Genomic DNA, 24,193 nt, shown 5'->3' with positions numbered 1-24,193 from the left:
GTAGGATACAAATTTGGCGAGACAAAAAAGCCGGCCATCGAAGGTTGGCGGTACAGGAGAGAGTGAATGCAGAATCTGGAAGGCAAGACCGCGTTCGTGACGGGCGGCGCAAGCGGCATCGGGCTGGGCATCGCCAAGGCGCTGCTCGGCGCGGGCATGAATGTCGCGATCGCCGATATCCGCGACGATCACCTTGCCGATGCGACCGCCGAACTCGACGGCGGGGACAGGGTCATGGCGATCCGGCTGGATATCACCGATCGTGCTGCCTATGCCGCCGCGGCCGATGCGGTCGAGGCGCGATTCGAACGAATCCATATCCTCTGCAACAATGCCGGCGTCGCCGTCGTCGGCCCGACCGAACTCGCCAGCTATGCCGACTGGGACTGGGTGATGGGGGTGAATCTGGGCGGCACGATCAACGGCATCGTGACGATGCTGCCGCGCATCCTGCGGCACGGCGAGGGCGGGCACATCGTCAACACCTCGTCGATGTCAGGCATCATGCCGCACCCCGGCGCGACGATCTATGCGACCGGCAAGGGCGCGGTGGTGAACATGATGGAAGCGATGCGGCTCGAGCTCGAGCCGCGCGGCATCATCTGTTCGGTGTTCTGCCCCGGCGCGGTGGCGACCAACATCGCCAAGGCCGCCGAGACGCGCCCCGCGACGCTCGCCGAAACGGGCTATGCCGAGGCCGACAAGCGCCGCGCCAGCGATCCCAACGCCCATCTCTACCAGACCAAGGAGGAGGTAGGGCAACGCGTGCTGCGCGGCATCCTGGCCGACGAACTCTACATCCTGACGCATCGGGAATTTTACGATGGGGTAAAGGACCGCGCAAACGCGATGGTCGCGGCGGTCCCTGATCTGCCCGAGAATGCCGAGTACAAGGCGATTTACGCCGTGCTGTTCCGCAACCCGATCCATGCCGCGGAGATCGAGCGGCAGAAACATCTCAATGCCGGCGTGGAGCTGGACGCGTGAAGGATCTTGCCGGCCGGACGGCCTTCGTCACCGGCGGGGCCAACGGCATCGGCCTTGGGCTGGCGCGCGCGCTGCTCGCCGAAGGCTGCAAGGTGGCGATCGCGGATATCCGTGAGGACGCGATCGAAGCGGCGCTGAAGACACTCGACAACCAGCACGTCATCGGCGTGCCGCTCGACGTTGCCTCGCGCGCCAGCTTCGCCGAGGCAGCCGACCGCGTCGAGGCCGAGCTCGGCCCGGTGAGCCTGGTATTCAACAATGCCGGCATCAACCTTTTCCAGACGATCGACGAATCGAGCTTCGACGACTGGGATTGGGTGATGGGGGTGAACCTCCACGGCGTGATCAACGGCGTGATGACGTTCGTGCCGCGGATGAAGGCGCGCGGCGACGGCGGGCATGTCGTCAACACGGCCTCGATGGCGAGTTTCCTGTGCGGGCCGCAGCCCGGCATCTACAACACCACGAAGTTCGCCGTGCGCGGCATGAGCGAATCGCTGCGCTACAGCCTCGCGCCGTTCGGGATCGGCGTGTCGGTTTTGTGCCCGGGGCTGGTGAAGAGCCACATCTACGCCAGCGACGAAGTACGCCCCGAATCGCTTCTGGCCGGCGCCAGACCAGTCAACAGCGCGATGGTCAGCCGGCTCGAGCAGGTCCATCAGTTCGGTATGGAGCCGGACGTGATCGCCCAGCGTACGCTGGACGGGATCAGGGCGAACCGCTTCTACATTTTTTCGCATCCCGAATTCAAAGACGAGCTGCGCGAGCTGTTCGACGAAGTGGTGGCCGAATTCCGCGATTACCCGGAGGACCCGGGCTATCAGCGGCGCGTGGGCTTTGAACAGGGACGGCGCGAAGGATATAAGGCAGCGCGGGCAGCGGCGCGCGGCGAGGGCTGAACCGGCTCTCGCGGTGAAGGGCGCCCGCCACCGTGCGCATGGGTGGCGGGGCCCGAAGGCCTTTTATATCTGACACTGCTGGAAACTGGAGCGGGCGAAGGGATTCGAACCCTCGACCCCAACCTTGGCAAGGTTGTGCTCTACCCCTGAGCTACGCCCGCTCTGGCGCCTGCGCCGGTCGGTGGACCGGGCGGGTAAGGGGGCGGCCTCTAGCATCGGCCTTTCGACCCGGCAACCCCCTGTATCATTCCCCATGAAAAGGGTTGGCTTGCGGGGCGGAGCGCCCACATAAGGCAGCACGTACAGAACGGGAGTGACACTTGGCCAGTTTGGGAATGACCGCCGCGGAGCGCGAGGCAGTCGAGGGGTTCCGCCGCGATGTCGTGGAGCCGTCGATGACGAAGCTCGTCATCATCGATTTCTGGGCTGAATGGTGCGGGCCGTGCAAGGCACTGACCCCCGTGCTGGAGAAGGTCGCGGCCGAATATGCCGACAAGGGCGTGGTGCTGGCCAAGGTCGATACCGACAAGAACCAGTTCATTGCCGCGCAATTCCAGATCAAGTCGATCCCGACCGTCTATGCGATGTTCCAGGGGCAGCTGGTCGCCGACCTGACGAGCGCGCGGACCGAATCGCAGTTGAAGACGATGCTCGACCAGATCCTGAAGCAGTTGCCGGTGGCGAGCGAGGCCGCGGAGGCCGAAGCTGAGCTGGAGCCGCTGATCGCGATGGGCGAACAGGTGCTGGCCGAGGGCGATGCGGCGCGTGCGCTTTCCGTATTCGACCAGCTGGTGGAGATGGCGCCCGACCATCCCGCGGTGCTCTCGGGCCGGTTGCGGGCGCTGGTCGCGGCGAATCGGCTGGACGAGGCGGATGCGGCGCTGCTGGCCCTGCCGGAGGAACTGACGCGGCTGCCCGAGATCGAACGCGCGAAATCGGCGCTGGCGCTGGCGCGGGACGCGAAGCCGGTCGACGATCTCGCCGGGCTTGCGGCGGAAGTCGCCGCCAACCCGGACGACCACGCCAGACGCTTCGAGCTGGCGGGCGGCCAGATGGCGGCAGGTGACCGCGACGCCGCGGCCGATTCGCTGCTGGCGATCATTGCCGCCGACCGGGAATGGAACGAGGGCGCGGCGCGGCAGCAGCTGCTGAAGCTGTTCGACGTCGTCGGGCTGGAGGATCCCTGGGTTTCCGCACAGCGGCGGCGGCTGTCGGCGATCCTGTTCGGATGACCGACGCGCCGGTCACGACTCGGCTTTCGATCTTTCCGCTGCCGGGTGCGCTGCTGTTTCCGGGCATGCACCTGCCGCTGCACATCTTCGAGCCGCGCTATCGTGCGATGGTCTCCGATTCGATGGCGCGCGATCGGCGCATCGGCATGATCCAGCCGCGGCCCGGGCCACTGGCGCCGGGCGAATCGCCTGCCCTGTTCGATATCGGCTGTGTCGGCCGGATCGCCGAGTTCGAGGCGAGCGAGGACGGCCGCTACAATCTCGTGCTGGAGGGCCTTTCTCTATTTCGGATCGTCCGGGAACTGGATGTGACGACCGCCTTCCGCCAGATCGAGGCCGAATTGCTGCCGGTGCCGGACGAACCCGAGATATTGTCGCTGTCGCGGCGATCCTCGCTCGAGATGGAATCGCGCCGCTTCGCGGACGCGCAGGGTTATGCGGTCGACTGGGAAGCCGTGACGCGGCTCGACGACGAGGCGCTGGTCAACGGCATTGCCCAGATCGCCCCGTTCGACGTGGCGGCAAAGCAGGCGCTGCTCGAAGCCGGCGGAATCGAGAACCGCGCCGAACTGATCATCCAGCTGATGCAGTTCTTCGGCCGGCACGACGGCGAGGATTCAGTGACGCTGCAGTGAGCAGCGGAAGGAGACCCTAAACCGTCAGGCCCTGCAGCAGCTTCGGCACGTCGCCCGATTCGCCCCGCGCCTCGGCCATGAAGCGATCCTTGAGCGGCGGTAGCTTCTGCACCGCCGACAGGCCGAAGCGGCGCACGGCGGAGGCAGTGCGGCCGGGAATGCCGAACAACCGGGTCAGGCCGTCAGTGGCGGCGGCGACCATGAAGGTGTCGAGGCTGCGCCACCGCTCATAGCGGGCGAGCAGCTGTGGATCGCCCAGGTCAAGGCCGAGGCGTTTGCCGTCGACGAGCACCTCGACCAGCGTCGCCACATCGCGGAAGCCCACATTGACGCCCTGGCCCGCAATAGGATGGATGCCATGGGCCGCGTCGCCGACCAGGGCGAGCCGGTTCGAGGTGATCGTCGCGGCATGGTGGAAGCCGAGCGGATAGCTGGACCGCGCGCCTAGCGGGCCGAGCTTGCCGAGAAAACCGCCCATCCGTTTCTCCGCCTCGGCGAGGAAACCGCGATCGGACAGCTTGAGCATGCCGGCCGCCTCGTCGCGGCGGACCGACCAGACGATCGCCGAGCGATGGCCTTCGGCGTCGTCGTTGAGCGGCAGGATCGCGAACGGGCCCTTCGGGTAGAATATCTCGTACGCGATATTCTCGTGGCTCAACTCGTGGTGGAGCGACGTGACCAACGCGGCATGGTCGTAGGTCCAGCGCGCGACTTTCAGCCCTCCCGCCTCGCGCGTCGGCGAATTGCGTCCTTCGGCGGCAATCAGCAGCGGCGCGGTGACGGTCGCGCCCGAATCGAGCAGCACGGTGACGCCGTGGTCGCCGCGCTCCACCGATACGGCGCGCGTCTTCATCCGCACGTCGACACCCGGCGCCGCCTCTGCCGCGGCGAGCAGCGCACCGCGCAGCCGGCGATTCTCGAACATATGGCCTAGGGCGCCGCTGTCGGCATCCGGCTCGAAATCGAGCGCGCCCGGCTCAAGCCCGTCGCTCACCCGGATGCCCTGGATCGGACAGCCAAACCCGGCGAGCCGGTCGACCACCCCGATCGCATCGAGCATGCGGTACGGCGCGCTGGCGATCGCTGAAGCACGGCCATCGAAGCCCGCCGCGAGGATGACCGCAGGGTCCGCGATATCGATGACGATTGCGGTCAACCCGTGCGCATCGAGGGCGACCGAGAGCGCGCTGCCGACAAGGCCTCCGCCCAGGATGATGACATCAGCGTGATCCATGCACTGCCTGTAGCGCGGCCCATGGTGGCTGCCAATGCGCACGCCGACGCGTTTGCCTTGACGCCGGACTCGCCAGGAGCGATGATTCCATGCGTACAGACAGCGAACAATCGAGGACCAGATCATGGCTAGCCGGGCGCAGCCGCCCTTGTGGCGCGAGACGGTGAAAGCGGGCGCGGTGCGGAGCGGGGCGCTGATTGGCGCAATCGCGATAGTCATCGCCGCGATCCTCATGCTGGTCGCGCTGGCGACGTATCATTCAGGCGATCCCTCGCTCAACACTGCCTCGGGCGGGCCGGCCGAGAACTGGCTGGGTACGCCGGGGGCGTGGATCGCCGATATCTGCTTCGCCCTGTTGGGCCCGCCGATCGTGTTCGTGCTGCCGATCGCGCTGATGATTGCGGCGCGGCTATGGAGCGACGTCCCGGTCGGGCGCTGGCGGCTGATGCTGGCGGCGACGCTCGGCGGCATCGCCCTGGTCGATACCACCATCGCGATGATGTACCGCGCCGCCGTGCATGGCCTGCCCGCCGGTTATGGCGGGCTGATCGGCCTGGCGCTGTCCGATCTGCTGCACTGGGCAATCGGCCTGATCGGCGATCCCACTGCCATCCTGTGGACCTCGCGCGGGATCGGACTGGTCTTCGCGCTGGCCGGTGTCGCGCTCTGGGCACTGAGCTTCGTCATCGACATCGCCGAGAGGCCGCGGCGCCTGCCCAAGGCCAAGCCAATCAAGGCCGAGGCGCGCACCCCCGAACAGGAGGTGCTGGCGCCGGAACCAGCCCGCAAACCCACGCCCCGGGCCGTGGCCATGCCCGATTCGCGCCCCGGCCCGGTCATTGCCGAGCGCAATCTCGCCCCATCGGTCGCCAGGCCCAAGGAGAAGCAGGCGTCGTTCGATCTCGGCGACAATTCCCAGCTTCCCCCGCTCGACCTGCTCAAGCCGGCGCCGCCTGCGCCGGGCGGGCCGATCGACAAGGCGGCGCTGGAACGCAATGCACGGCTGCTCGAATCCGTGCTCGACGATTTCCACGTCAAGGGATCGATCATCAATATCCGGCCGGGCCCGGTGGTCACGATGTACGAGCTCGAACCTGCGGCGGGCATCAAGGCCAGCCGGGTGATCCAGCTCGCCGACGATATCGCGCGCAACATGTCCGCCATTTCCGCGCGCGTCGCGACCATTCCGGGCCGCACCGTGATCGGCATCGAATTGCCCAATGTCCGGCGCGAGACGGTCGGCCTGCACGAGCTGATCGGCTCGCAGACCTTCGACGACCAGTCCGCGTCCCTGCCGCTGGTGCTCGGCAAGAACATCGCGGGCGATCCGGTCATCGCCGATCTCGCCCCGATGCCGCATCTGCTCGTCGCCGGCACCACCGGCTCGGGCAAGTCGGTCGGCCTCAACTGTATGATCCTGTCACTGCTCTATCGGTTGCGGCCGGACCAGTGCCGCATGATCATGATCGATCCAAAGATGCTCGAACTGAGCATGTACGAGGATATTCCCCACCTGCTCTCCCCTGTCGTGACCGATCCGGCCAAGGCGGTGCGCGCGCTCAAATGGGCGGTCGAGCAGATGGAGGAGCGCTATCGCATGATGTCCTCGGTCGGGGTGCGCAGCCTCGCCAGCTTCAACGAGAAGGTCCGCGCGGCCCGCACCAAGGGCCAGCCGCTCGGCCGGCGCGTCCAGACCGGCTATCATCCCGAGACCGGCCAGCCGGTCTATGAGGAGGAGACGCTGGATTTCCAGCCGCTGCCGCAGATCGTGGTGATCGTCGACGAACTTGCCGACCTGATGATGACGGCGGGCAAGGAAGTCGAATTCCTGATCCAGCGCCTGGCGCAAAAAGCGCGCGCGGCCGGCATCCACCTGATCATGGCGACTCAGCGCCCCTCGGTCGACGTCATCACCGGCGTGATCAAGGCGAACCTCCCGACCCGCATCAGCTTCCACGTCACCTCGAAGATCGATTCGCGCACCATCCTGGGCGAGCAGGGCGCCGAGCAGCTGCTCGGCAAGGGCGACATGCTCTACATGCCGGGCGGCAAGGGCATCGTGCGCGTGCATGGACCCTTCGTCAGCGACGACGAAGTCCGCGCGGTGGCGGATCACTGGCGGGCGCAGGGCCGGCCCGACTATATCCAGTCCGTCACCGAAGAACCCGAGGACGGCTTCGCGCTGGACGGTGCGCCGGACGGCGAGGATTCGGCCGAGGACCAGCAATATCGTTCCGCCATCCAACTCGTGGTGGAAAGCCAGAAGGCGTCGACCTCCTGGCTGCAGCGCCAGCTCCGTATCGGCTACAATAGCGCGGCGCGTCTGATCGAGCGGATGGAGAAGGACGGGATCGTCAGCCGCCCCGACCATGTCGGCCGGCGCGACGTGTTGCGCGACCGGGACGGGAACCCGCTCTGAATCAGTTTGACTCGTTTTAGAGTCTGTTCGCCGCAAGTTACGCTCGCTTGGGCGCGCCAATTGGTCCATCTTTCTCACGCAAATCAGAGGTGCGCCATGGATCGGGATGCCCAGCGGCACGAAGTAGATGCCAATTACGACTATTTTGTCCGGGCGCTTGGGACCCTCCTCCCGGAGCATGTCGGGCAATTTGCCTTGCTGAAGTCGCGGGAGATCGTGGATTTCTTCGCGAATCCAGGCGATGCCTATCGCTATGGATTACAGGCGTATGGGCCTCAGGGTTTTTCCATTCAGGAAGTGACGGAAGAACCGATCGACCTCGGTTTCTTCTCGCATGTTTCATCTTGAGTGCTCTAACGATCGGCGTCGCATCATCCTTCCGGTCGTTATTCTGAAACCGGAACCGGTCACAGACCTCGACGGCTACAAGGCGATGGCGTTGCTCGATACCGGCGCAACGACCACAGGCATCACGCCGCGTTATCGATGCTCTGGGCCTGCTGAGCTTCGGCAAACGCCCGCTAGGTTCCGCACAAGGTGATGGTCAAGCCGATAGATATCTATTTAGAATTGGGCTCCATGCGACCGCCGCAGCTGGCGAAGGAACGAGTGCATTCCCCTATGTGTTCGACGCCACTATGGGTTTCGGCTTGAATGAGAGTTTCAGACTGGATGCCTTGTTGGGCATGGATGTCTTGAGCCAATGCGATTTTCGGATGGATCGCACAGGGCATGCCATTCTTAGTTTCGGCTGATCCGTGGTTCAGAGCGGGTTCAACCCCGCGGATCTACCCGCTCAGCCTGTCTCGGGAGAATATCGTGATCCTTCGCAATCTGTCCGTGCTGACGGCGCTCGCCGTCCCGGCATTGGTCGCCGCGGCACCCGCCACCGGCGACCTTGCCCTCGTCCAGAGCCACCTCCAGTCAGTGCAGAGCCTGACCGCCGCGTTCAGCCAGACCGACCGCGCCGGCAAGGTACTCACCGGCACGCTGACCCTGAAGAAGCCAGGCAAGATCCGTTTCCAGTATGAGAAGGGGGTGCCGATCCTGATCGTCGGCGACGGCAAGGCACTGACCTTCATCGATTATTCGGTGAAACAGGTACAGCGCTGGCCGATCGGCAATTCCCCGCTCAGCGTGCTGCTCGATCCTACCAAGGACATGACGCGCTTCGCCAAGGTTGTACCGGGATTCGATCCACGCATTATCTCGGTCGAGGCAAACGATCCCAAGCATCCCGAATATGGCCGGATCACCCTGGTCTTCGTCAGGCAGGCGGGCGCGCCGGGCGGCCTGATGCTGCAGGGGTGGGTCGCGCTCGATTCACAGAACAACCGAACGACGATCCGGCTGTCGAATCAGCAGTTCAACGGGCCCGTGAGCGACAGGACGTTCAATTGGAACGACCCACGGCGTACAGCCGGCAGAAACTGATCCGCTGTTCATAGTGGCGACAGGTTCCGGGCCCTAGAAAGACATTGCGGATGTGGGGCGGCCCGAGATTTTCCCCCTGTTGCTCGGACGCCTTGCTTCCCGCCTGCGTGACGAACGCTAGGTCGGCCCTCGCTCCATGCCCCCGGAGCGAGGGCCTTTCCTTGTCGGCACCCCTTCCCACCGCTACATCGCCGGAATGACGCTCAAGATCGTTTCCTGGAACATCAACTCGGTGCGCTTTCGCATGGAGATCGTTGAACGCTTCCTGCGCGAGGTGTCGCCCGACATCCTGTGCCTGCAGGAAACCAAGGTGATCGACGGGGATTTCCCGACCGCGCCGTTCCGCGCGCTCGGCTACAAGCATATTTTCCTGCACGGCCAGCGCATGCATCACGGCGTGGCGATCATCAGCCGCGTGCCGCTGATCGAGGACGATCGCTTCGACTGGCAGGCGAACCGCGAGGCGCGCCATGTCGGCGTACGGCTCGAAAACGGCATCCGGCTCGAAAACGTCTATGTCCCGGCGGGCGGCGATGTCCCGGACCGTGAGGTGAATCCGAAATTCGGGCAAAAGCTCGATTTCGTCGAACGCATGACGCGCTGGTCCGCTGGCCTGAACGTGCCGACCATCCTGGTCGGCGACTTCAACATCGCGCCGCTCGAATCGGACGTGTGGAGCCACAAGCAGTTGCTCGACGTGGTCAGCCATACGCCGATCGAAGTGGCGGCGCTCGACGGCCTGCGGGACTCGAACGACTGGGTTGATCTCGGCCGCCACTTCGTGCCCGCGCCCGAGCGGCTGTTCACCTGGTGGAGCTACCGCGCGAAGGACTGGCTTGCCTCGGACCGCGGTCGGCGGCTCGATCATATGTGGGCGACGGGCGATGTCGCGAAGACGGCGATCGGCCACCAGGTGTTCGAGGATTGTCGAAGTTGGCTCAAGCCGTCCGATCACGTGCCGATCATGACCGAGTTCGCGGTGTGAGCGACGCGCGGAGGACTGCAAACGCGATCGACGCGCTGCGCCGCGGCTGGCCGATCGCTATCGCTGGCGCTGATGGGACGCTCTCGCTGCTTCCGATCGAGACGGCTGATCCCGAGCGGCTCGCCGCGTTCGACCGTAGTGGTGCCGCGGGCATCCTGCTGAGCGCCGGCCGCGCCGCCACGCTCAAGCTGGCCAATCAACGCGATGCCGCAGCGCCCGATTCCCCTGTGCTGGTCGAACGCGCACCCTGGCTCGATTTCGCCGCCGCAACGGCACTCGCCGATCCGCAGCTTGATCTCCGGACGCCCCTGAAAGGGCCGTTCCGCGCGATTCCGGTCGAGGCGCCCGAAGCCGCGGCGGCTGCGCTGCGCCTGGCACGGATCGGCGGGGTCCTGCCCGCCTTCTTCGCCAGCACCACCGCCGAGGTCGATCTCACGCTCAGCCCGGCCGATATCGACGCGCATGAGGATGCCGCGCGCCTGACCATTGCGACGCGCGCCCGCCTTCCGGTGGCCGGCGCGGAGAGCGCTGAGATCGTCGCCTTCCGTTCGCCAGAAATGCCCGGGGAACATATCGCCCTGCTGATCGGCGCGCCGAACGGTCAGCCGCCGCTTGTCCGTTTGCACAGCGAGTGTCTGACCGGCGACGTGCTCGGCAGCCTGAAATGCGATTGCGGGCCCCAGCTCGACGCCGCGATCGCTGCGATCGCCGAGAGCGGCTGGGGCATCCTGCTCTATCTGCGCCAGGAAGGCCGCGGCATCGGCCTGATCAACAAGCTCCGCGCTTACGCCCTGCAGGATCAGGGATTCGATACGGTCGATGCTAATACCAGGCTCGGCTTTGCCGTCGATTCGCGCAATTTCGCGGTGGCAGCGCGGATGCTAGACCTGCTCGGCCAACGATCGGTGCGGCTGCTGACCAACAATCCGGAAAAGGTCGCATCGCTCGAAGCAGCCGGAATCAATGTTGTCGAGCGCGTGCCGCATATCCTGCCCAGCAACCCCCACAACGAACGTTATCTCGCCACCAAGCGGGACCGCACCGGGCATCAATTCTAGATGCGCTATTTCCTCGACGTCGAATTCAACGGATTCTGCGGCGAGCTGATCTCCATTGCGCTGGTGCCGGAGCTGGACGGCGCTGCGCCATTCTACGAGGCGCTCGACTGCGCGAAACCGACGCCCTGGGTCGCCGAGCATGTCCTGCCGGTGTTGCGGATCGCGCCGATCCCGCGGACGCTGATGGCGTCGCGTTTCGCCACCTATCTCGGCAATGACGAGAATCCCGTCCTGATCGCCGACTGGCCGGAGGATATCGCCCAGGCCGCCATGCTCATGGTCATCGCGCCCGGCCGGCGCGTGGCGCTCGACCGAATCACTTTCCGCATGATCGATTCGATCGGCTTCGATGCCGCCGCCCTCAGCGCGGTGCCGCACAACGCCTATCACGACGCGCTGGCACTGCGCGATTACATGATCAGACGCGACGCAGGCTGATCAGAGGATCAGGCGCGCGACCTCGTCGAAGCTGGTGGCGATGTCCCGCACGCCAATGGCGCGCAGCCGGGCGGCATGATCCGGCGGACAATGGCTGCCACCGCAGAAGCCGATGACATGCGCGCCCGACGCGACGGCGCCCGTCGCCCCGACCGGCGAATCCTCGAGGATCGCCGAGCGGCCGATATCCACACCCAGCGCCGCCGCGGCGTGGAGATAGACGTCCGGAGCCGGCTTTCCCCGGGTGACATGCTCGCGCCCGGAAAAGATCATGTCGCCAAACGCGTCGCGGATGCGGAGATGCTCGAGATGCCGTTCGATCCACCGCGTCGAACTCGACGAGGCGATCGCACGCGGCAGCTCGGGCGGCAGGCTGCGCACAAAGGCAATCGCGCCGACAACTTCCTCCAGCCCCTCCCGCATGACGCGATCGTCCTCGGCCTTGCGGGCGACATGGAAATCGTCGGGCACGGCGCGCCCGATCCAGCGCTCGATCGCGGCAAGGAAATCAGTCCCTGCCAGGCCCATGAAATGAGTCATCGATTCCTCAGGCGTGGTCGGATGGCCGGCGCCGGTCAGATATTCCGCGATCTGCCGGTTGCCGGCATATTCGCTCTCCAGCAGTACGCCGTCGAAATCGAAGATGATTGCGTCGAACTTCATGCGCGCGCGCCGAACAAGGCCGTGCCGACTCGGACGTGAGTCGCCCCGAGGGTCACGGCGGTCTCGAAATCGCCGGACATGCCCATGCTGAGCCCCGTCAGGCCGTGATCACGCGCCAGCTTGGCCAGCAAGGCGAAATAGGGCGCTGGCTCGGTATCGGCCGGGGGAACTGCCATCAGCCCCACCACCGGCAGCCCCGCCGTACGCGCCTCCGCCAGCAGCGCCGGAAGGGCCTCGATCGGGCACCCGCCCTTTTGCGGCTCGTCGCCGATATTGACCTGAACGAAACAGTCCGGCCGCTTGTCCTGCCGGTCCATCGCCCGCGCGAGCGCGACCACCAGGGATGGCCGATCGACCGAGTGAATCGAGTCGAACAATTCCACGGCGTCCTCGGCCTTGTTGGATTGAAGCTGGCCGACGAGATGCAGCTTCGCCTCCGGCCACGCCGCCCTCAGAACAGGCCATTTCACCTGCCCTTCCTGCACCCGATTCTCCCCGAATACGCGCTGGCCGGCCGCAAGCAGCGGTTCGATTTCCCCGGCAGACATGGTCTTGGAGATTGCGATCAGCGTGACCGAATCCGGCTTGCGGCCGGCAAGCCGCGCAGCGCCGGCAATCGCCTGCTGCACGGTGGAAAGGCGGGTGGCGGGGTCGTCGCGCTGCATCGGCGACGCTATAGGCAGGGCCGTGCCGCACCGCCACCCCAAGCGCCCGCCGATTCCGACGCAGTGGCTGATGACCGACGAGCGGATGGGCGAGGATCTGTGGCACGCCATCGCGATGCTGCCGCCCGGCGCCGGGATCGTCTTTCGCCACCACGCGACCCCACGGCCCGAGCGCCGCGCGCTTTTCGCCCGGGTGACGCGGTCCGCGCGACGCAGACGCCTGATACTGGTGCGCGCCGGACCAGAACGACTCGGCCGCGAAAACGGGGTTCATGGTAGCGGCCAGCCTGCCCGCAACGGGATCCGCACCTGGGCAGCCCATTCGCGAACGGAAGCCATAGCTGGGAAACGCCTGGGAGCGGATGCGCTGTTCGTATCGCCGGTCTTTCCGACGCGCTCGCATCCGGGCGCGGCGGCGCTCGGAGTCCGACGGGCTGCCGCAATCGCGCGCGGACTCGGCATCCCGGTCATCGCGCTGGGCGGAATGGACTCAGCGCGCTTCAGGCGACTGCGGCGGCTCGGTTTTCACGGATGGGCGGCGATCGACGCCTGGTTGCCCGATCAGAAGCGGAAGGCGGTTCCGACATAGACCGCCTGGCTGTCGCGGCGATCGTCAGGCGCAGGCTGCAGGCGATAATCGCGTTCGGCCTTGTAGCGCACGCCTGCCGTCACATCGAGATTGCGGGTCAGCCGATAGGAACCGCCGACATCGAGCGAATAGGCAGGCGCCTCCTCGACCAGCTTGGGCGCGTTCGCCAGCGGGCGATCGGCCGCTGCCTTGACCCGGCCCACAAAACGCTGGCCGGAATAGCTGACGCCGACATCGACTGTCTCACGGCTGCCCGGCAACCCGGCGAGATCGACCTTGGCCACGTCGCCTGACAGAGCGAACCGGCGCCAGCCGACTGCGACGCCGAGATTATAGGCGATCGGCGCGATGCTGACCGAGGACGGCGCATCGACGATCGAGCCGGGCCGGCCCGCCGCGAGCGCAGTACGGGTCGAGCGGGCGCGCACCGCCACCGTTACGGCGCGATTACCGTTACGCCGCGACTCGGTCGGGGTGAAACGGAAGCTGCTCGTGTCGAGGCCGCTGCGTGCGAATACCGCCGCGAGCCGGGGATCGGCGGCAGCCGGGGTGAAGGAGCCGATGTCACCGATATTGAGCGGGGCACGCTTTACGAGCCGGGCATCGCCCGGCGCGCCGATCGCCGGCGCCATGGCCAGGCCGGCGGCGATCAACGCCCCCACCCCGATCCCAGACATCCAACGACCTGACAACACGCGCAACCCCATTCTCGATGCACCGGATTCGGCATCCACCTGATAAATCGCGCCTAACATGATTCGATCCGACCCTGCCACTGTCTTGACGCATTTTCCCCCGAAGTGTTGCCCGCGGCACACAGGCCGCACGTACCTGCCGCGCTTGCGGCAGGCGCGAGACCATCTATAGATGCCCGTGATTTCATGAAACCGTCCAGGAAACCGCCGATGATCCGCCTTTTGCGTACCGCGATTGTGGTTTCGCTCGCCCTCCCGCTTATCGCCTGCGGCGGGCGTGGCGGCGACCGTCCCAAGACCGATCTGGCTGCCTCCCGGGTGACCACGATCGGCGTGAACAGCTATTTGTGGCGCGCCAGCCTCGATACGCTGAGCTTCATGCCGCTGCTCCAGACCGATTCGAATGGCGGCGTGATCGTGACCGACTGGTATGTGAACCCGGCCGCGCCGACCGAGCGGACCAAGGTGACCGTGACGATCCTCGACCAGGATCTGCGTGCCGACGGCGTTCGCGTGGCCGCGTTGCGCGAGATCAATCAGGGCGGCCAATGGGTTGCCGCGCCGGTCGAGGCAGCGACCGTGCAGAAGCTCGAAGACATCATCCTGACGAAGGCGCGCGATCTGCGCCGTGCCGCCATCGCCAATTAAAGGCGTTTTCCAATGGCGTCACGCTTCAACGCATTGAAGGCGGACGCGGCATGGCAGGCGGTGTGGGATGACCGCCGCACCTTTGCCGCGCGCGACGATTCGCCCAAGCCGCGTACCTATGTGCTCGAGATGTTTCCGTATCCTTCGGGGCGGATTCACATGGGCCATGTCCGCAACTACACCATGGGCGACGTGCTTGCCCGGTACCGGCGAATGACCGGGCACGAAGTGCTCCATCCTATGGGATGGGACGCGTTCGGCATGCCGGCCGAGAATGCAGCCATGGAAAAGGGCGTGCATCCGGGCGGCTGGACCCGCGCCAACATCGCGACGATGAAGGCGCAGCTCAAGCGGCTTGGCTTCGCGCTAGACTGGACACGCGAGCTCGCGACCTGCGAGCCCGATTATTACGGTCATGAGCAGGCGCTGTTCCTCGACCTGTTCAAGGCCGGGCTGGTCTATCGCAAGGAATCCTCGGTCAACTGGGATCCGGTCGACATGACCGTGCTCGCCAACGAGCAGGTCATCGACGGCCGGGGCTGGCGCTCGGGCGCGCTGGTCGAACGCCGCAAGCTCAGCCAGTGGTTCCTGAAGATCACGGACTTTGCCGACGAACTGCTCGAAGGGCTGGACGGCTTGGAGCATTGGCCGGACAAGGTGAAGCTGATGCAGGAAAACTGGATCGGCAAGAGCCAGGGCCTGACCTTCCGCTTCGGGCTGTCGAACGGAGACACGGTCGGGGTGTTCACCACCCGGCCCGACACGATCTTCGGATCGAGCTTCGTCGCGGTCGCGGCCGATCATCCAATTGCGCGCGCCGCGGCCGAACGCGATCCTGCGGCGGCTGAATTCATCGAGTTGTGCAAGCGGGGCGGCACCACCGCGGCCGAGATCGAGACGCAGGAGAAGCTCGGCTTCGACACAGGCCTGCGTGCGACGCATCCCTTTGATCCGGAATGGAAACTTCCGGTCTACATCGCCAATTTCGTGTTGATGGAATATGGCACTGGCGCGGTTTTCGGCGTGCCAGCCCATGATCAGCGCGATCTCGACTTCGCGCGCAAATACGGCCTGCCGGTACGCCGTGTCGTCTCCGATAGCGACGTGACCGATCCCGTCTTCACGGGCGACGAAGCCTATACCGGGCCCGGCACGCTGGTGAACTCGCACTTCCTCGACGGCATGGATGTCGAGGATGCGAAGCGCACCGTGATCCGCCGGGCCGAGGAAGCCGGCTGGGGCACCGGCTCCACCGTGTTCCGCCTGCGCGACTGGGGCGTCTCGCGCCAGCGTTACTGGGGCACGCCGATCCCGATCATCCATTGCGACGCCTGTGGCGCCGTGCCGGTCCCGCGCGACCAGCTGCCGGTGATCCTGCCCGAGGATGTCAGCTTCGATATCCCCGGCAATCCGCTCGACCGGCATCCGACCTGGAAGCAGGTCGATTGTCCGAGCTGTGGCGGCAAGGGCCGGCGCGAAACCGACACGCTCGACACTTTCGTCGATTCGTCCTGGTATTTCATCCGCTTCGCCAGCCAGCCGGGCAATGCGCCGTTCGACCGCGTGGTCGCCGAGAAATGGCTGCCGGTCGCGCAATATATCGGCGGCGTGGAGCATGCGATCCTGCATCTGCTCTATGCGCGCTTCTGGACCCGCGCGCTTCAGCATATCGGCATGCTCGATATCGCCGAACCGTTCGCTGGCCTGTTCACCCAGGGCATGGTGACTCACGAGACCTATTCGCGAGGCGAAGGCGCCGAGCGGGTCTGGTACGGGCCCGACGACATCGCGCTGGCCGAAGGACAGGCGACGCTGAAGGCCGATGGTGGCCCGATCGCGATTGGCCGCGTCGAGAAGATGTCGAAATCGAAGAAGAATACCGTCGATCCGACCGGCATCGTCGACCAGTACGGCGCCGACGCGGTGCGCTGGTTCATGCTCTCCGACAGCCCGCCCGAGCGCGACCTGCCGTGGAGCGAGGCCGGCATCGAGGGATCGTGGCGCTTCGTGCAACGGCTGTGGAGGCTGTTCGACGGCCTGGCCGAAGCCGAGTCGAGCGATGCGCGGGATACGCCGCTCGACCGCAAGACGCACCAGACCGTCGCCGGCGTCGCGGCCGATATCGAGGCACTGTCGTTCAACAAGGCCGTCGCCAAGCTCTATGAGCTGGTCAACGCGATCGAGCGGGCGAAGCCCTCCGTCTCGCGCGTCGTCGCGATTCGCACGCTGATGCGGCTGGTATCGCCGATGGCCCCGCACCTCGCCGAGGAAGCCTGGGCAGCCAATGGCGGCGAAGGCCTGATTGCGGATGCCGACTGGCCAGAGGTGGATCCGGCCCTACTGGTCGAGGACGAAGCGACGATTGCGCTGCAAGTGAACGGCAAGCTGCGCGACACCGTCACCGTGGCTAAGGGAACGCCGCGCGAGGCGATGGAAGCGATTGCCTTGGCCAATGCCAATGTGCAGCGTATCCTGGACGGCGCAGTTCCCAAAAAGGTGATCGTCGTGCCGGATCGTCTCGTGAACATCGTCGCATGAAGCGCGTCGCGCTTCTCGCCGGCCTCGCACTGACCTTGTCGGCCTGCGGGCTGCATCCGCTTTATTCGGGCGGAGGTTCGGGTGCGGTCGCGACGACGCTGACACGGATCGAGGTCGGCCCGATCGAGGGCAAGGCCGGCTGGTTGATGACGAATGCCCTGCATGACCGGCTCGCGGCGAGCGGCAGCCCGCTCTATCGCCTCGAAATCAAGCTCGATGACCAGATTATCGGCCTTGGCGTACGCCGCGACGACAGCGTCTCGCGCGAGCGGCGCACGCTGCGCGCCCGCTATCAGCTGGTAGATCTCGCCAATGGCACCGTGCTGCTCGACGCGACCGCCGGGTCCGACGCCGGCATCGACGTGGTCAGTTCGGAATATGCGACGATCGCCGCAGAGAACAGCGCGCTCGAACGCCTCTCGGACATCGTCGCCGACGAGATCGTCGCACGCGTCGCGCTCTATGCGCAGCGGACCAGCGCGCCGGCGAAATGAGCCAACGTCGGTGAAGGCTAACGCCAACCAGATTCGTGCGGCGATCGACGCGGCAAGCCCCGATATCCGTCTCTACCTGCTCCACGGCCCCGATGAATCTGGCGCGCAGGAAATTGCCGCGCGGCTGGCCCGGACGATGGGTCCGGAAGCCGAGCGGGTCGATCTCGAATCCTCCGCACTCAAGTCGAATCCCGGCCGGCTGGCCGATGAAGCCGCGTCGATGTCGTTGTTCGGCGGGGCTCGCCATATCCGCATCACCGGAGTCGGTGACGAATGCCTCGAGGCTTTCACCCTGCTGCTCGACGCCGAACAGGCCGGCAATCCAGTGGTGGCGATCGCGCCGACGCTCAAGGCGACCGCCAAGGTGGTGAAGCTGGCACTGGCGGCGCCACGGGCGATGAGTTTCGCCTGCTATCTTCCTGAAGGCGGCGACGCCGAGAAGCTCGCCACGGCCATCGCCCGCGAGCAGGGCCTGCGTACCGTCGGCGACACCGCGGCGCGGCTGGCGAGCGCGACGGCGGGCGACCGGGCGGTGATGACGCGCGAGCTGGAAAAGCTGGCGCTCTATCTCGATGCCTCGCCCGAGCGCCCGCGCGAGCTGGACGACGCGGCGCTGGACGATGTCGGTGCCGATCTGGGCGATTCGGAGATGAGTCGGGCAATCGATGCCGCGATCGACGGACGCCCCGATCTGCTCGGTACCGAGCTTGCCCGGCTGGAGGAAGCCGGCGTGTCGCAGATACCGGTGTTGCGCCAGCTCGTGCGCCGGCTGATGACGCTCGCCGAACTGCGCGCCGAAGTCGATGGCGGCGCGAGTGCAGGCACCGTGATCGAACGGGTCTTCTTTCGCGAGCGCGCCGCGACCGGCCGCGCCTTGCGTACCTGGTCGGCACCGAAGATCAGTGAAGCGATTCAGCGCGCTCGACTGGCCGAACGCGCCATCATGAGCTCGGGCACGGCCGGAACCGTGCTCGCGCAATCGGCCATCGTCGCAGTGGCTCGAATGGCAGCGCGCCAGCGATAGCGTCGCGCAACAGCGCGCGGTGCTGGCTCATATATTATTGTTAAAAATCAAGCAGTTGATATAGATTTCAGATCTTCTCGCCCGTCAGACGCTGGCAAACCATGTCGAGCTGGTCGAGCGTCGAATAGTTCAAGGTCAGCGCGCCGCCCTTCGGCCCGTGGGTGATGCGCACCGAGAGGCCGAGCAGGTCTGCCAAATGCCGCTCCAGCGACGAAAGATCGGCATCGCGGCCGGTATCGCCGCTGCGGATGCGTGTGGTTTCCGGCTTGGCCGCACGCGCCAGGCGTTCGGTCTCGCGCACGGACAGGCCCTTGGCGATGACCTGATAGGCAAGCTGTTCGACATCCGCCGCGCCTATCAGCGCACGGGCATGCCCCATCGACAGCGTGCCCTCGACTACCTTGTCCTGCACTGCCTTGGGCAATTCGAGCAAACGCAGCAGATTCGCGATATGGCTGCGCGACTTGTGGACCAACTTGCCCAGGACATCCTGGGTGTGTCCGTAATCATCGATCAGCCGAGAATAGGCCTCAGCCTCTTCGATCGCGTTAAGATCCTGCCGCTGGATATTCTCGACCAGCGCGATTTCCAGCGTTTCCGCGTCGTCATAGTCGCGGACGATCACCGGCACATCGTGCAGCCGCGCGCGTTGCGCCGCACGCCAGCGGCGCTCCCCGGCGACGATCTGATAACCCTTGCCATGCGGGCGCACGACGATTGGCTGGATGACGCCCCGTGCTGCGATCGATTCAGCCAGTTCCTCCAGCGCAGTCTCGCTGAAGTGGCGGCGCGGCTGGCCAGGATGCGGCGTCAGCGAGCCGACCGGGAGCGTACGCACACCCGCCGAGAGGGGTTCGCTGCCGCCCACCGGTTCCTCACGGGCGAGATCGCCCATCAGCGCATTGAGGCCGCGCCCAAGGCCGGAGCGAGGCTTTGGTCGGGGGTTCGGCGTTGGATCAGCGTGTTCGGTCATGCGGCCTTCGCGGGTCTGGGGGGCAGCCGGAGGATCAGCTCGCGTGCGAGGGCAATATAAGCCTCGGAGCCGGGACAGCGGTGATCGTAGATCAACGCCGGCAAGCCGTGGCTTGGCGCTTCCGACAGGCGGACATTGCGGGGAATGACGGTTTCGAACACCACTCGGCCAAGCACGGCGCGGACATCGGCCGAGACCTGGTCGGTCAAGCGGTTACGGCGATCGTGCATGGTCAGCGCAACGCCCAGGATCGACAGGCCCGGATTGAAGCGCTCGCGGATCCGCTCGACGGTGCTGAGCAGCTGACTGAGCCCCTCCAGCGCGAAGAATTCGCACTGGAGGGGCACCAGCAGCGAATTCGCCGCGACCAGCGCGTTGAGCGTCAACAGGCCAAGCGAGGGCGGGCAATCGATCAGGACCACGTCCCAGCGGTGATCGGAGCGCGCCAATGCCCGATTGAGCCGATGGGTGCGCTCCTCATAATCGACCAGTTCGATCTCCGCCCCGGACAGATCCACCGTCGCGGGAATGATATCGAGCTTCGGAACGCAGGTCGGAATAACCGCCTCCCCCAGCGGCATTTCCCCGAGCAGGATATCGTAACTGGATTTCTCGCGATCGGCGCGATTGATGCCGAGGCCGGTAGAGGCGTTGCCCTGGGGATCGAGATCGATCAGCAACACGTGTTGTCCGGTCGCCGCAAGCGCGGTGCCCAGGTTGATCGCGGTCGTGGTCTTGCCCACCCCGCCCTTTTGATTCGCAACCGCAATGACATTCATCGGCGTGACACCCCTTTTGCGAGGACGATGAGGGATTCCGCATCGGTGATGCTATGTTCCACGTGAAACACACCATGCCATGTCTGCTGCGCGGCCGCCACCTCTTCGCGCGCCGTTCGTCCCTTTGGGAGAATCCATAGCGTCTTGCGACGGCTACATTGCATTGCAGCCTCGAACAGGCCGCCGAGGGGTGCCACCGCGCGCGCTGAGATGACCGCGACGGGCCGCGCGACCGCCTCCACCTTACCGGCGATGACCTCGACGCGATTGGACAGGCCTAGCGCGCCGGCGGCGACTCGGAGAAAGTCTGCCCGCCGGCGCCTTGGCTCGACCAGAATGGTCGGCCGATCGGTCAATGCCGCTACGACCAGGCCTGGAAAACCGGCGCCGGTGCCGATGTCGAGCCAATCGCCCGGCGTTTCCTTAGCCAGCTCGATCAGTTGCGCCGAATCGACGATATGGCGCTCCCAGATCGCGCTCAGCGTGGACGGCGCAATCAGATTCTGCCGGCTGGCCTCGTCGATCACCAACTGCGCAAGGTCCGCCATGCGGGCCTCCCCTTCGCGGCCGAAGCGTTCGATGATCCAGGACCGTGCGTCGTCTTCGGTCATGCCGCGCGGCGCCGGGCGTGCAGCAGGATCGCCGTGAGAGCCGCCGGAGTGATGCCCCGAATACGGCCGGCCGCGCCCAGCGTAGCGGGACGAACCTGTCCCAGCCGTTCGACCATTTCGGTCGAGAGCCCGGGAATAGCGGCATAATCGAGCGTATTGCCCAGCCCGATCGAATCATTGGCACGGAGCTGCGCCACTTCCTCATCCTGGCGGCGCAGATATGGCGCGTAGCGGGCATCCTCGGCAATCTCGGCGACCAGTGCCGGGTCGCTCCCCGCCATCAACCCCGGGGCAACGTGATCGATCGTCACCCCGGCAAAGCGCAGCCAATCGGTTCCTGACCGCCGCTGGCCGTCCAGAGGACCCGCCGCCCCATTCGCCAATATCGCCGCGGCCGCCAGTGGCTTCTCTAGGATCGCTTCAATCTCGCCGCGGCGGGTGGTGCGGTGAGCCAGGCGGCTAAGCCGTTCCGCCCCAAGACAGCCTGCCGCGCTGGCGATGGGCCCGAGCCGGGTTTCGGCATTGTCCGCGCGCAGGCGCAAGCGATACTCGGCACGCGCGGTGAGCATCCGGTAGGGTTCGGTGATGCCCTGCAGCACCAGATCGTCAATCATCACACCGAGGTAGCTGGTCGCCCGATCGAGCACGACGGCATCTGTACCGAGGGCGATGGCAGCGGCGTTGAGCCCGGCAATGAGCCCCTGCCCGGCCGCCTCCTCATACCCCGTAGTACCGTTGATTTGCCCACAACAGAGCAGCCCACGCAACGCGCGCACCTCGAGCGTGGCTTCGAGCGCGCGTGGATCGATATGATCATATTCAACGGCATAGCCGGCCGTAATGATGCGAGTATTTTCCAGGCCGGGAATCGAAGCGATCAGGGCCGCCTGAACATCCGCCGGCAACGAGGTGGAGATGCCATTTGGATAGATGGTCGAATCGTCCAGCCCTTCCGGCTCGAGGAATATCTGATGCCCGTCGCGGTCCCCGAAGCGATGGATCTTGTCCTCGATCGAAGGGCAATAACGCGGGCCCGGCCCGGCGATCGCTCCACCGAATAAGGGCGACCGGTCGAGCGAGGCGCGAATGATCGCGTGCGTCGCTTCGGTCGTCCGCGTGATGGCGCAGAACAACTGCGGTAGCGAGCGCCGTGGCGTCACTGGCGACATCGTCCAGGGGTCATCGTCGCTGGGCTGCTCGGCGAGGCGACTCCAGTCGATCGTCCGCCCATCGAGCCGTGGCGGTGTGCCGGTCTTGAGCCGGCCCATCGGCAGCTTGGCATCGCGCAACTGCACGGCAAGCAGCGACGCGGCTGCCTCACCGATCCGGCCTCCCGCCAGGCGTTCCTCGCCGCAGAAAATGCGGCCGCCCAGAAACGTGCCGGTCGCCAGGACCACCGCGCGCGCCGTGAGGTTTTGGCCATCGGCAAGCGAAACGCCGGCGACAGCACCCTTCCGGTCGAACATCAGCGCGGCAACTTCCCCCGGCACGATATCCAGGTCTGGCTGCGCCGCGAGCATGCGCTGGATCGCCGCCGCATAAAGCCGGCGATCGGCCTGAACACGCGGCCCCTGCACTGCCGAACCCTTGCTGCGATTGAGCATGCGGTAATGCACGCCAGCGGCATCCGCCGCCCGGGCGATCATGCCATCGAACGCGTCGACCTCGCGCACGAGGTGGCCCTTGCCCAGCCCCCCGATTGCGGGATTGCAGGACATCGCGCCGATCTTCGACGGATCGAAGCTGATCAGGGCCGTGCGCGCGCCGCGACGCGCGGCTGCGGTCGCGGCCTCGGTGCCCGCATGGCCGCCGCCAACGACGATAACATCGAAATCCATCAGCTTGCGCTAGGTCGAGCTTTCCGCTCTGTCAAAGTTCTTGATCCTTTCAGAGCCGACTGTTCCACGTGGAACACTCATTTTCCGAGGCAGAACCGTGTAAACAGCGCGTCCAGCATGGCTTCGACGTCGCTGCGCCCGGCCAACTGGTCAAGCGCCCTCATCGCCAGCCGAAGCTCCTCCGCAAACAGCAACAGATCGCCCTGCCCGCCGGCCGTGGCAAGAAAGCCGGCGCAGCGCGCCAACAGGCCGCGCTGGCGCTCATTGAGCGCAACCATGTCCTCGCGGGGCAACAGGGCGACGGCCCGTTGGTGGAGGACCTTCCACAAATCGTTCATACCCGCGCCGGTCGCGACCGATATTGCCACGTCCGCATCAGCGGGTATTTGGGCGCGATCCGGCAGATCGGCGCGGGCATGGACCCGGATCGCCGTCGCATCGATGAGTCTCGTGTCCCCGAGCCACAGGATCAGGTCGGCGGTTTGCATCGCCTCCTCCGCCCGCACGACGCCGATGCGTTCGATCGGATCGGCCGTGGTGGCCACCAGACCCGCCGTGTCCGTCAGGACATAGGCAATGCCATCTCGAACGATCGGTGCCTCGATTCGATCACGCGTTGTCCCCGAGATAGGCGAGACAATCGCCGCATCCCGCTCAGCGAGCGCATTGAGGAGAGTCGACTTGCCGCTGTTGGGGGGACCGGCGATCACCACCCGGAGGCCGTCGCGCAGACGTTCAACGGGCGGTGTATCCAGCAACGCGCCAATCTCACCGGCCAAGGCATGGGCCTCGGCCGCGAAGGCCCGCGGCGCGGCCTGGTCGACTTCATCCTCTTCCGCAAAATCGAGCTGCGCCTCGACTTGGGCGGCAAGCGCGACCAGCCGGCCCGTCCAGCTTTCGGCGCGCCGACGAATCGAACCCTCCACCATGCTCAGCGCTGCGCGGCGCTGGCCCTCGGTCTCGGCCGCCAGCAGGTCCCCCAGCCCCTCGGCTTCGGTCAGATCGATCCGGCCATTGGTCAAGGCGCGGCGGGTGAATTCGCCCGGCTCGGCCTGGCGCAGGCCCGGCATCGCTGCCAAGGCCGCCTCCACTGCCCGGACCACCGCGCGCCCGCCGTGAAGATGCAGCTCGATCAGGTCCTCGCCAGTCGCGCTATGCGGACCGGGAAAGACCAGGACAAGCGCGCGATCGAGTAGCTGTCCGTTTGCCCGTAAGGCGCGGAGCCCCGCCTGGCGGGGCGGCGGCAACGTGCCTGCCATGGCGCTTGCGGCGTCGAGCGCAGCCGGCCCGCTCAACCGGACGATCGCGATCGCCGCGGGCGGAGCGCCGCTCGACACGGCAAAGATCGTCTCCAC

The 24,193-nt window shown here is 66.0% G+C and carries 24 protein-coding genes and 1 tRNA gene; 15 read left to right on the top strand and 10 right to left on the bottom strand.

The genetic code is table 11. The features are described 5' to 3' along the window. Positions 1 to 66 precede the first annotated feature (66 nt). Both U1769_RS05855 and U1769_RS05850 read left to right on the top strand, forming a co-directional pair. Positions 67 to 987 carry an SDR family NAD(P)-dependent oxidoreductase gene (locus tag U1769_RS05855; RefSeq protein WP_332713224.1) on the top strand — a complete coding sequence of 307 codons (921 nt, stop codon included), beginning with the start codon at positions 67 to 69 and terminating at the stop codon, positions 985 to 987. Beyond that, positions 984 to 1,886: an SDR family NAD(P)-dependent oxidoreductase gene (locus U1769_RS05850; protein WP_332713221.1), complete on the top strand. Its 903-nt coding sequence runs from the start codon at positions 984 to 986 to the stop codon at positions 1,884 to 1,886. Before U1769_RS05855 ends, U1769_RS05850 begins: the two co-directional genes overlap by 4 nt. Before the next feature lie 86 nt (positions 1,887 to 1,972). On the opposite strand, the gene U1769_RS05845 is transcribed toward U1769_RS05850, so the two are convergent. Further along, positions 1,973 to 2,047 (bottom strand) — tRNA-Gly (locus U1769_RS05845). Between the two features lie 174 nt (positions 2,048 to 2,221). On the opposite strand from U1769_RS05845, the gene U1769_RS05840 reads away from it, so the two are divergent. Then, the gene (locus tag U1769_RS05840) at positions 2,222 to 3,118 is read left to right on the top strand and encodes a tetratricopeptide repeat protein (protein ID WP_332713699.1); all 897 of its coding nucleotides are present in this window, start codon (positions 2,222 to 2,224) and stop codon (positions 3,116 to 3,118) included. Then, on the top strand, positions 3,115 to 3,753 hold the full coding sequence (locus U1769_RS05835; protein WP_332713218.1) for an LON peptidase substrate-binding domain-containing protein: 639 nt from the start codon (positions 3,115 to 3,117) through the stop codon (positions 3,751 to 3,753). The genes U1769_RS05840 and U1769_RS05835 overlap by 4 nt, the downstream gene beginning before the upstream one ends. Positions 3,754 to 3,769: 16 nt before the next feature. Here the strand turns inward: U1769_RS05835 and U1769_RS05830 are convergent, their stop codons facing one another. After that, the gene (locus U1769_RS05830) at positions 3,770 to 4,987 is read right to left on the bottom strand and encodes a UbiH/UbiF/VisC/COQ6 family ubiquinone biosynthesis hydroxylase (protein WP_332713216.1); all 1,218 of its coding nucleotides are present in this window, start codon (positions 4,985 to 4,987) and stop codon (positions 3,770 to 3,772) included. A 124-nt stretch (positions 4,988 to 5,111) separates the two neighbouring features. Here U1769_RS05830 and U1769_RS05825 point away from each other — a divergent pair, with 124 nt between their 5' ends. From U1769_RS05825 to U1769_RS05800, 6 genes are all read left to right on the top strand, one after another. After that, positions 5,112 to 7,406 (top strand): DNA translocase FtsK, encoded by a 2,295-nt coding sequence (locus U1769_RS05825; RefSeq protein WP_332713213.1) that lies wholly within the window; start codon positions 5,112 to 5,114, stop codon positions 7,404 to 7,406. Positions 7,407 to 7,502: 96 nt separating this feature from the next. Beyond that, positions 7,503 to 7,754: a hypothetical protein gene (locus U1769_RS05820; protein ID WP_332713210.1), complete on the top strand. Its 252-nt coding sequence runs from the start codon at positions 7,503 to 7,505 to the stop codon at positions 7,752 to 7,754. Between the two features lie 471 nt (positions 7,755 to 8,225). Then, entirely contained in the window at positions 8,226 to 8,840 is a 615-nt protein-coding gene (locus U1769_RS05815; RefSeq protein WP_332713207.1) for a LolA family protein, read from the top strand. A 196-nt stretch (positions 8,841 to 9,036) separates the two neighbouring features. Continuing rightward, positions 9,037 to 9,825 (top strand): exodeoxyribonuclease III, encoded by a 789-nt coding sequence (locus U1769_RS05810; protein ID WP_332713204.1) that lies wholly within the window; start codon positions 9,037 to 9,039, stop codon positions 9,823 to 9,825. Further along, positions 9,822 to 10,883, top strand: a complete 1,062-nt coding sequence (gene ribA / locus U1769_RS05805) for a GTP cyclohydrolase II (protein ID WP_332713201.1) — start codon at positions 9,822 to 9,824, stop codon at positions 10,881 to 10,883. Before U1769_RS05810 ends, ribA begins: the two co-directional genes overlap by 4 nt. Then, entirely contained in the window at positions 10,884 to 11,321 is a 438-nt protein-coding gene (locus U1769_RS05800) for a hypothetical protein (protein WP_332713198.1), read from the top strand. On the opposite strand, the gene U1769_RS05795 is transcribed toward U1769_RS05800, so the two are convergent. Together U1769_RS05795 and U1769_RS05790 are read right to left on the bottom strand one after the other, a co-directional pair. Then, positions 11,322 to 11,984, bottom strand: coding sequence for an HAD family hydrolase (locus U1769_RS05795; RefSeq protein WP_332713195.1), 663 nt, complete (start codon positions 11,982 to 11,984; stop codon positions 11,322 to 11,324). Beyond that, positions 11,981 to 12,649 carry a YggS family pyridoxal phosphate-dependent enzyme gene (locus U1769_RS05790; protein WP_332713192.1) on the bottom strand — a complete coding sequence of 223 codons (669 nt, stop codon included), beginning with the start codon at positions 12,647 to 12,649 and terminating at the stop codon, positions 11,981 to 11,983. The genes U1769_RS05795 and U1769_RS05790 overlap by 4 nt, the downstream gene beginning before the upstream one ends. Positions 12,650 to 12,719: 70 nt before the next feature. Here U1769_RS05790 and U1769_RS05785 point away from each other — a divergent pair, with 70 nt between their 5' ends. Continuing rightward, positions 12,720 to 13,238 carry a thiamine phosphate synthase gene (locus U1769_RS05785; protein WP_332713188.1) on the top strand — a complete coding sequence of 173 codons (519 nt, stop codon included), beginning with the start codon at positions 12,720 to 12,722 and terminating at the stop codon, positions 13,236 to 13,238. Here U1769_RS05785 and U1769_RS05780 read toward each other — a convergent pair. Then, a complete protein-coding gene (locus U1769_RS05780) occupies positions 13,211 to 13,915 on the bottom strand; it encodes a hypothetical protein (protein ID WP_332713185.1) in 705 nt (234 codons plus the stop codon). The genes U1769_RS05785 and U1769_RS05780 overlap by 28 nt on opposite strands. Before the next feature lie 228 nt (positions 13,916 to 14,143). On the opposite strand from U1769_RS05780, the gene U1769_RS05775 reads away from it, so the two are divergent. From U1769_RS05775 to holA, 4 genes are read left to right on the top strand one after another with little or no spacing between them, the layout of a single operon-like run. Further along, positions 14,144 to 14,581, top strand: a complete 438-nt coding sequence (locus U1769_RS05775) for a DUF3576 domain-containing protein (protein WP_332713182.1) — start codon at positions 14,144 to 14,146, stop codon at positions 14,579 to 14,581. Between the two features lie 12 nt (positions 14,582 to 14,593). Beyond that, positions 14,594 to 17,119 carry a leucine--tRNA ligase gene (leuS, locus tag U1769_RS05770; protein ID WP_332713179.1) on the top strand — a complete coding sequence of 842 codons (2,526 nt, stop codon included), beginning with the start codon at positions 14,594 to 14,596 and terminating at the stop codon, positions 17,117 to 17,119. Continuing rightward, on the top strand, positions 17,116 to 17,613 hold the full coding sequence (gene lptE / locus U1769_RS05765) for an LPS assembly lipoprotein LptE (RefSeq protein WP_332713177.1): 498 nt from the start codon (positions 17,116 to 17,118) through the stop codon (positions 17,611 to 17,613). Before leuS ends, lptE begins: the two co-directional genes overlap by 4 nt. A gap of 10 nt (positions 17,614 to 17,623) precedes the next feature. Continuing rightward, entirely contained in the window at positions 17,624 to 18,637 is a 1,014-nt protein-coding gene (gene holA / locus U1769_RS05760; protein ID WP_332713174.1) for a DNA polymerase III subunit delta, read from the top strand. A 67-nt stretch (positions 18,638 to 18,704) separates the two neighbouring features. Here holA and U1769_RS05755 read toward each other — a convergent pair whose 3' ends face one another. The 5 genes from U1769_RS05755 to mnmE form a co-directional block, all read right to left on the bottom strand. Continuing rightward, the gene (locus tag U1769_RS05755; RefSeq protein ID WP_443030178.1) at positions 18,705 to 19,610 is read right to left on the bottom strand and encodes a ParB/RepB/Spo0J family partition protein; all 906 of its coding nucleotides are present in this window, start codon (positions 19,608 to 19,610) and stop codon (positions 18,705 to 18,707) included. Continuing rightward, positions 19,607 to 20,389, bottom strand: a complete 783-nt coding sequence (locus tag U1769_RS05750; protein ID WP_332713172.1) for a ParA family protein — start codon at positions 20,387 to 20,389, stop codon at positions 19,607 to 19,609. Before U1769_RS05750 ends, U1769_RS05755 begins: the two co-directional genes overlap by 4 nt. Further along, complete coding sequence (gene rsmG / locus U1769_RS05745) at positions 20,386 to 21,000, bottom strand: 16S rRNA (guanine(527)-N(7))-methyltransferase RsmG (protein ID WP_332713170.1); 615 nt, start codon at positions 20,998 to 21,000, stop codon at positions 20,386 to 20,388. The genes U1769_RS05750 and rsmG overlap by 4 nt, the downstream gene beginning before the upstream one ends. Next, complete coding sequence (gene mnmG, locus U1769_RS05740) at positions 20,997 to 22,838, bottom strand: tRNA uridine-5-carboxymethylaminomethyl(34) synthesis enzyme MnmG (RefSeq protein ID WP_332713168.1); 1,842 nt, start codon at positions 22,836 to 22,838, stop codon at positions 20,997 to 20,999. Before mnmG ends, rsmG begins: the two co-directional genes overlap by 4 nt. Positions 22,839 to 22,915: 77 nt before the next feature. Further along, positions 22,916 to 24,193 (bottom strand): tRNA uridine-5-carboxymethylaminomethyl(34) synthesis GTPase MnmE, encoded by a 1,278-nt coding sequence (mnmE, locus tag U1769_RS05735; RefSeq protein ID WP_332713165.1) that lies wholly within the window; start codon positions 24,191 to 24,193, stop codon positions 22,916 to 22,918.

The sequence above is a fragment of the Parasphingomonas zepuensis genome (assembly GCF_036663735.1).
Classification (GTDB): Bacteria; Pseudomonadota; Alphaproteobacteria; order Sphingomonadales; family Sphingomonadaceae; genus Sphingomonas.
Note: the sequence above shows the minus strand (reverse complement) of the source record. Positions and strands in the feature narration are given on the sequence as shown.

Bases quoted from the DNA above. Each gene is read 5' to 3' on its own strand.
- U1769_RS05855 (WP_332713224.1), top strand. From the start codon at position 67: ATGCAGAATCTGGAAGGCAAGACCGCGTTCGTGACGGGCGGCGCAAGC.
- U1769_RS05840 (WP_332713699.1), top strand. From the start codon at position 2,222: ATGACCGCCGCGGAGCGCGAGGCAGTCGAGGGGTTCCGCCGCGATGTC.
- U1769_RS05835 (WP_332713218.1), top strand. From the start codon at position 3,115: ATGACCGACGCGCCGGTCACGACTCGGCTTTCGATCTTTCCGCTGCCG.
- U1769_RS05830 (WP_332713216.1), bottom strand. From the start codon at position 4,987: ATGGATCACGCTGATGTCATCATCCTGGGCGGAGGCCTTGTCGGCAGC.
- U1769_RS05825 (WP_332713213.1), top strand. From the start codon at position 5,112: ATGGCTAGCCGGGCGCAGCCGCCCTTGTGGCGCGAGACGGTGAAAGCG.
- U1769_RS05820 (WP_332713210.1), top strand. From the start codon at position 7,503: ATGGATCGGGATGCCCAGCGGCACGAAGTAGATGCCAATTACGACTAT.
- U1769_RS05810 (WP_332713204.1), top strand. From the start codon at position 9,037: ATGACGCTCAAGATCGTTTCCTGGAACATCAACTCGGTGCGCTTTCGC.
- U1769_RS05800 (WP_332713198.1), top strand. From the start codon at position 10,884: ATGCGCTATTTCCTCGACGTCGAATTCAACGGATTCTGCGGCGAGCTG.
- U1769_RS05795 (WP_332713195.1), bottom strand. From the start codon at position 11,984: ATGAAGTTCGACGCAATCATCTTCGATTTCGACGGCGTACTGCTGGAG.
- U1769_RS05790 (WP_332713192.1), bottom strand. From the start codon at position 12,649: ATGCAGCGCGACGACCCCGCCACCCGCCTTTCCACCGTGCAGCAGGCG.
- U1769_RS05785 (WP_332713188.1), top strand. From the start codon at position 12,720: ATGACCGACGAGCGGATGGGCGAGGATCTGTGGCACGCCATCGCGATG.
- U1769_RS05780 (WP_332713185.1), bottom strand. From the start codon at position 13,915: ATGTCTGGGATCGGGGTGGGGGCGTTGATCGCCGCCGGCCTGGCCATG.
- U1769_RS05775 (WP_332713182.1), top strand. From the start codon at position 14,144: ATGATCCGCCTTTTGCGTACCGCGATTGTGGTTTCGCTCGCCCTCCCG.
- leuS (WP_332713179.1), top strand. From the start codon at position 14,594: ATGGCGTCACGCTTCAACGCATTGAAGGCGGACGCGGCATGGCAGGCG.
- lptE (WP_332713177.1), top strand. From the start codon at position 17,116: ATGAAGCGCGTCGCGCTTCTCGCCGGCCTCGCACTGACCTTGTCGGCC.
- U1769_RS05755 (WP_443030178.1), bottom strand. From the start codon at position 19,610: ATGACCGAACACGCTGATCCAACGCCGAACCCCCGACCAAAGCCTCGC.
- U1769_RS05750 (WP_332713172.1), bottom strand. From the start codon at position 20,389: ATGAATGTCATTGCGGTTGCGAATCAAAAGGGCGGGGTGGGCAAGACC.
- rsmG (WP_332713170.1), bottom strand. From the start codon at position 21,000: ATGACCGAAGACGACGCACGGTCCTGGATCATCGAACGCTTCGGCCGC.
- mnmG (WP_332713168.1), bottom strand. From the start codon at position 22,838: ATGGATTTCGATGTTATCGTCGTTGGCGGCGGCCATGCGGGCACCGAG.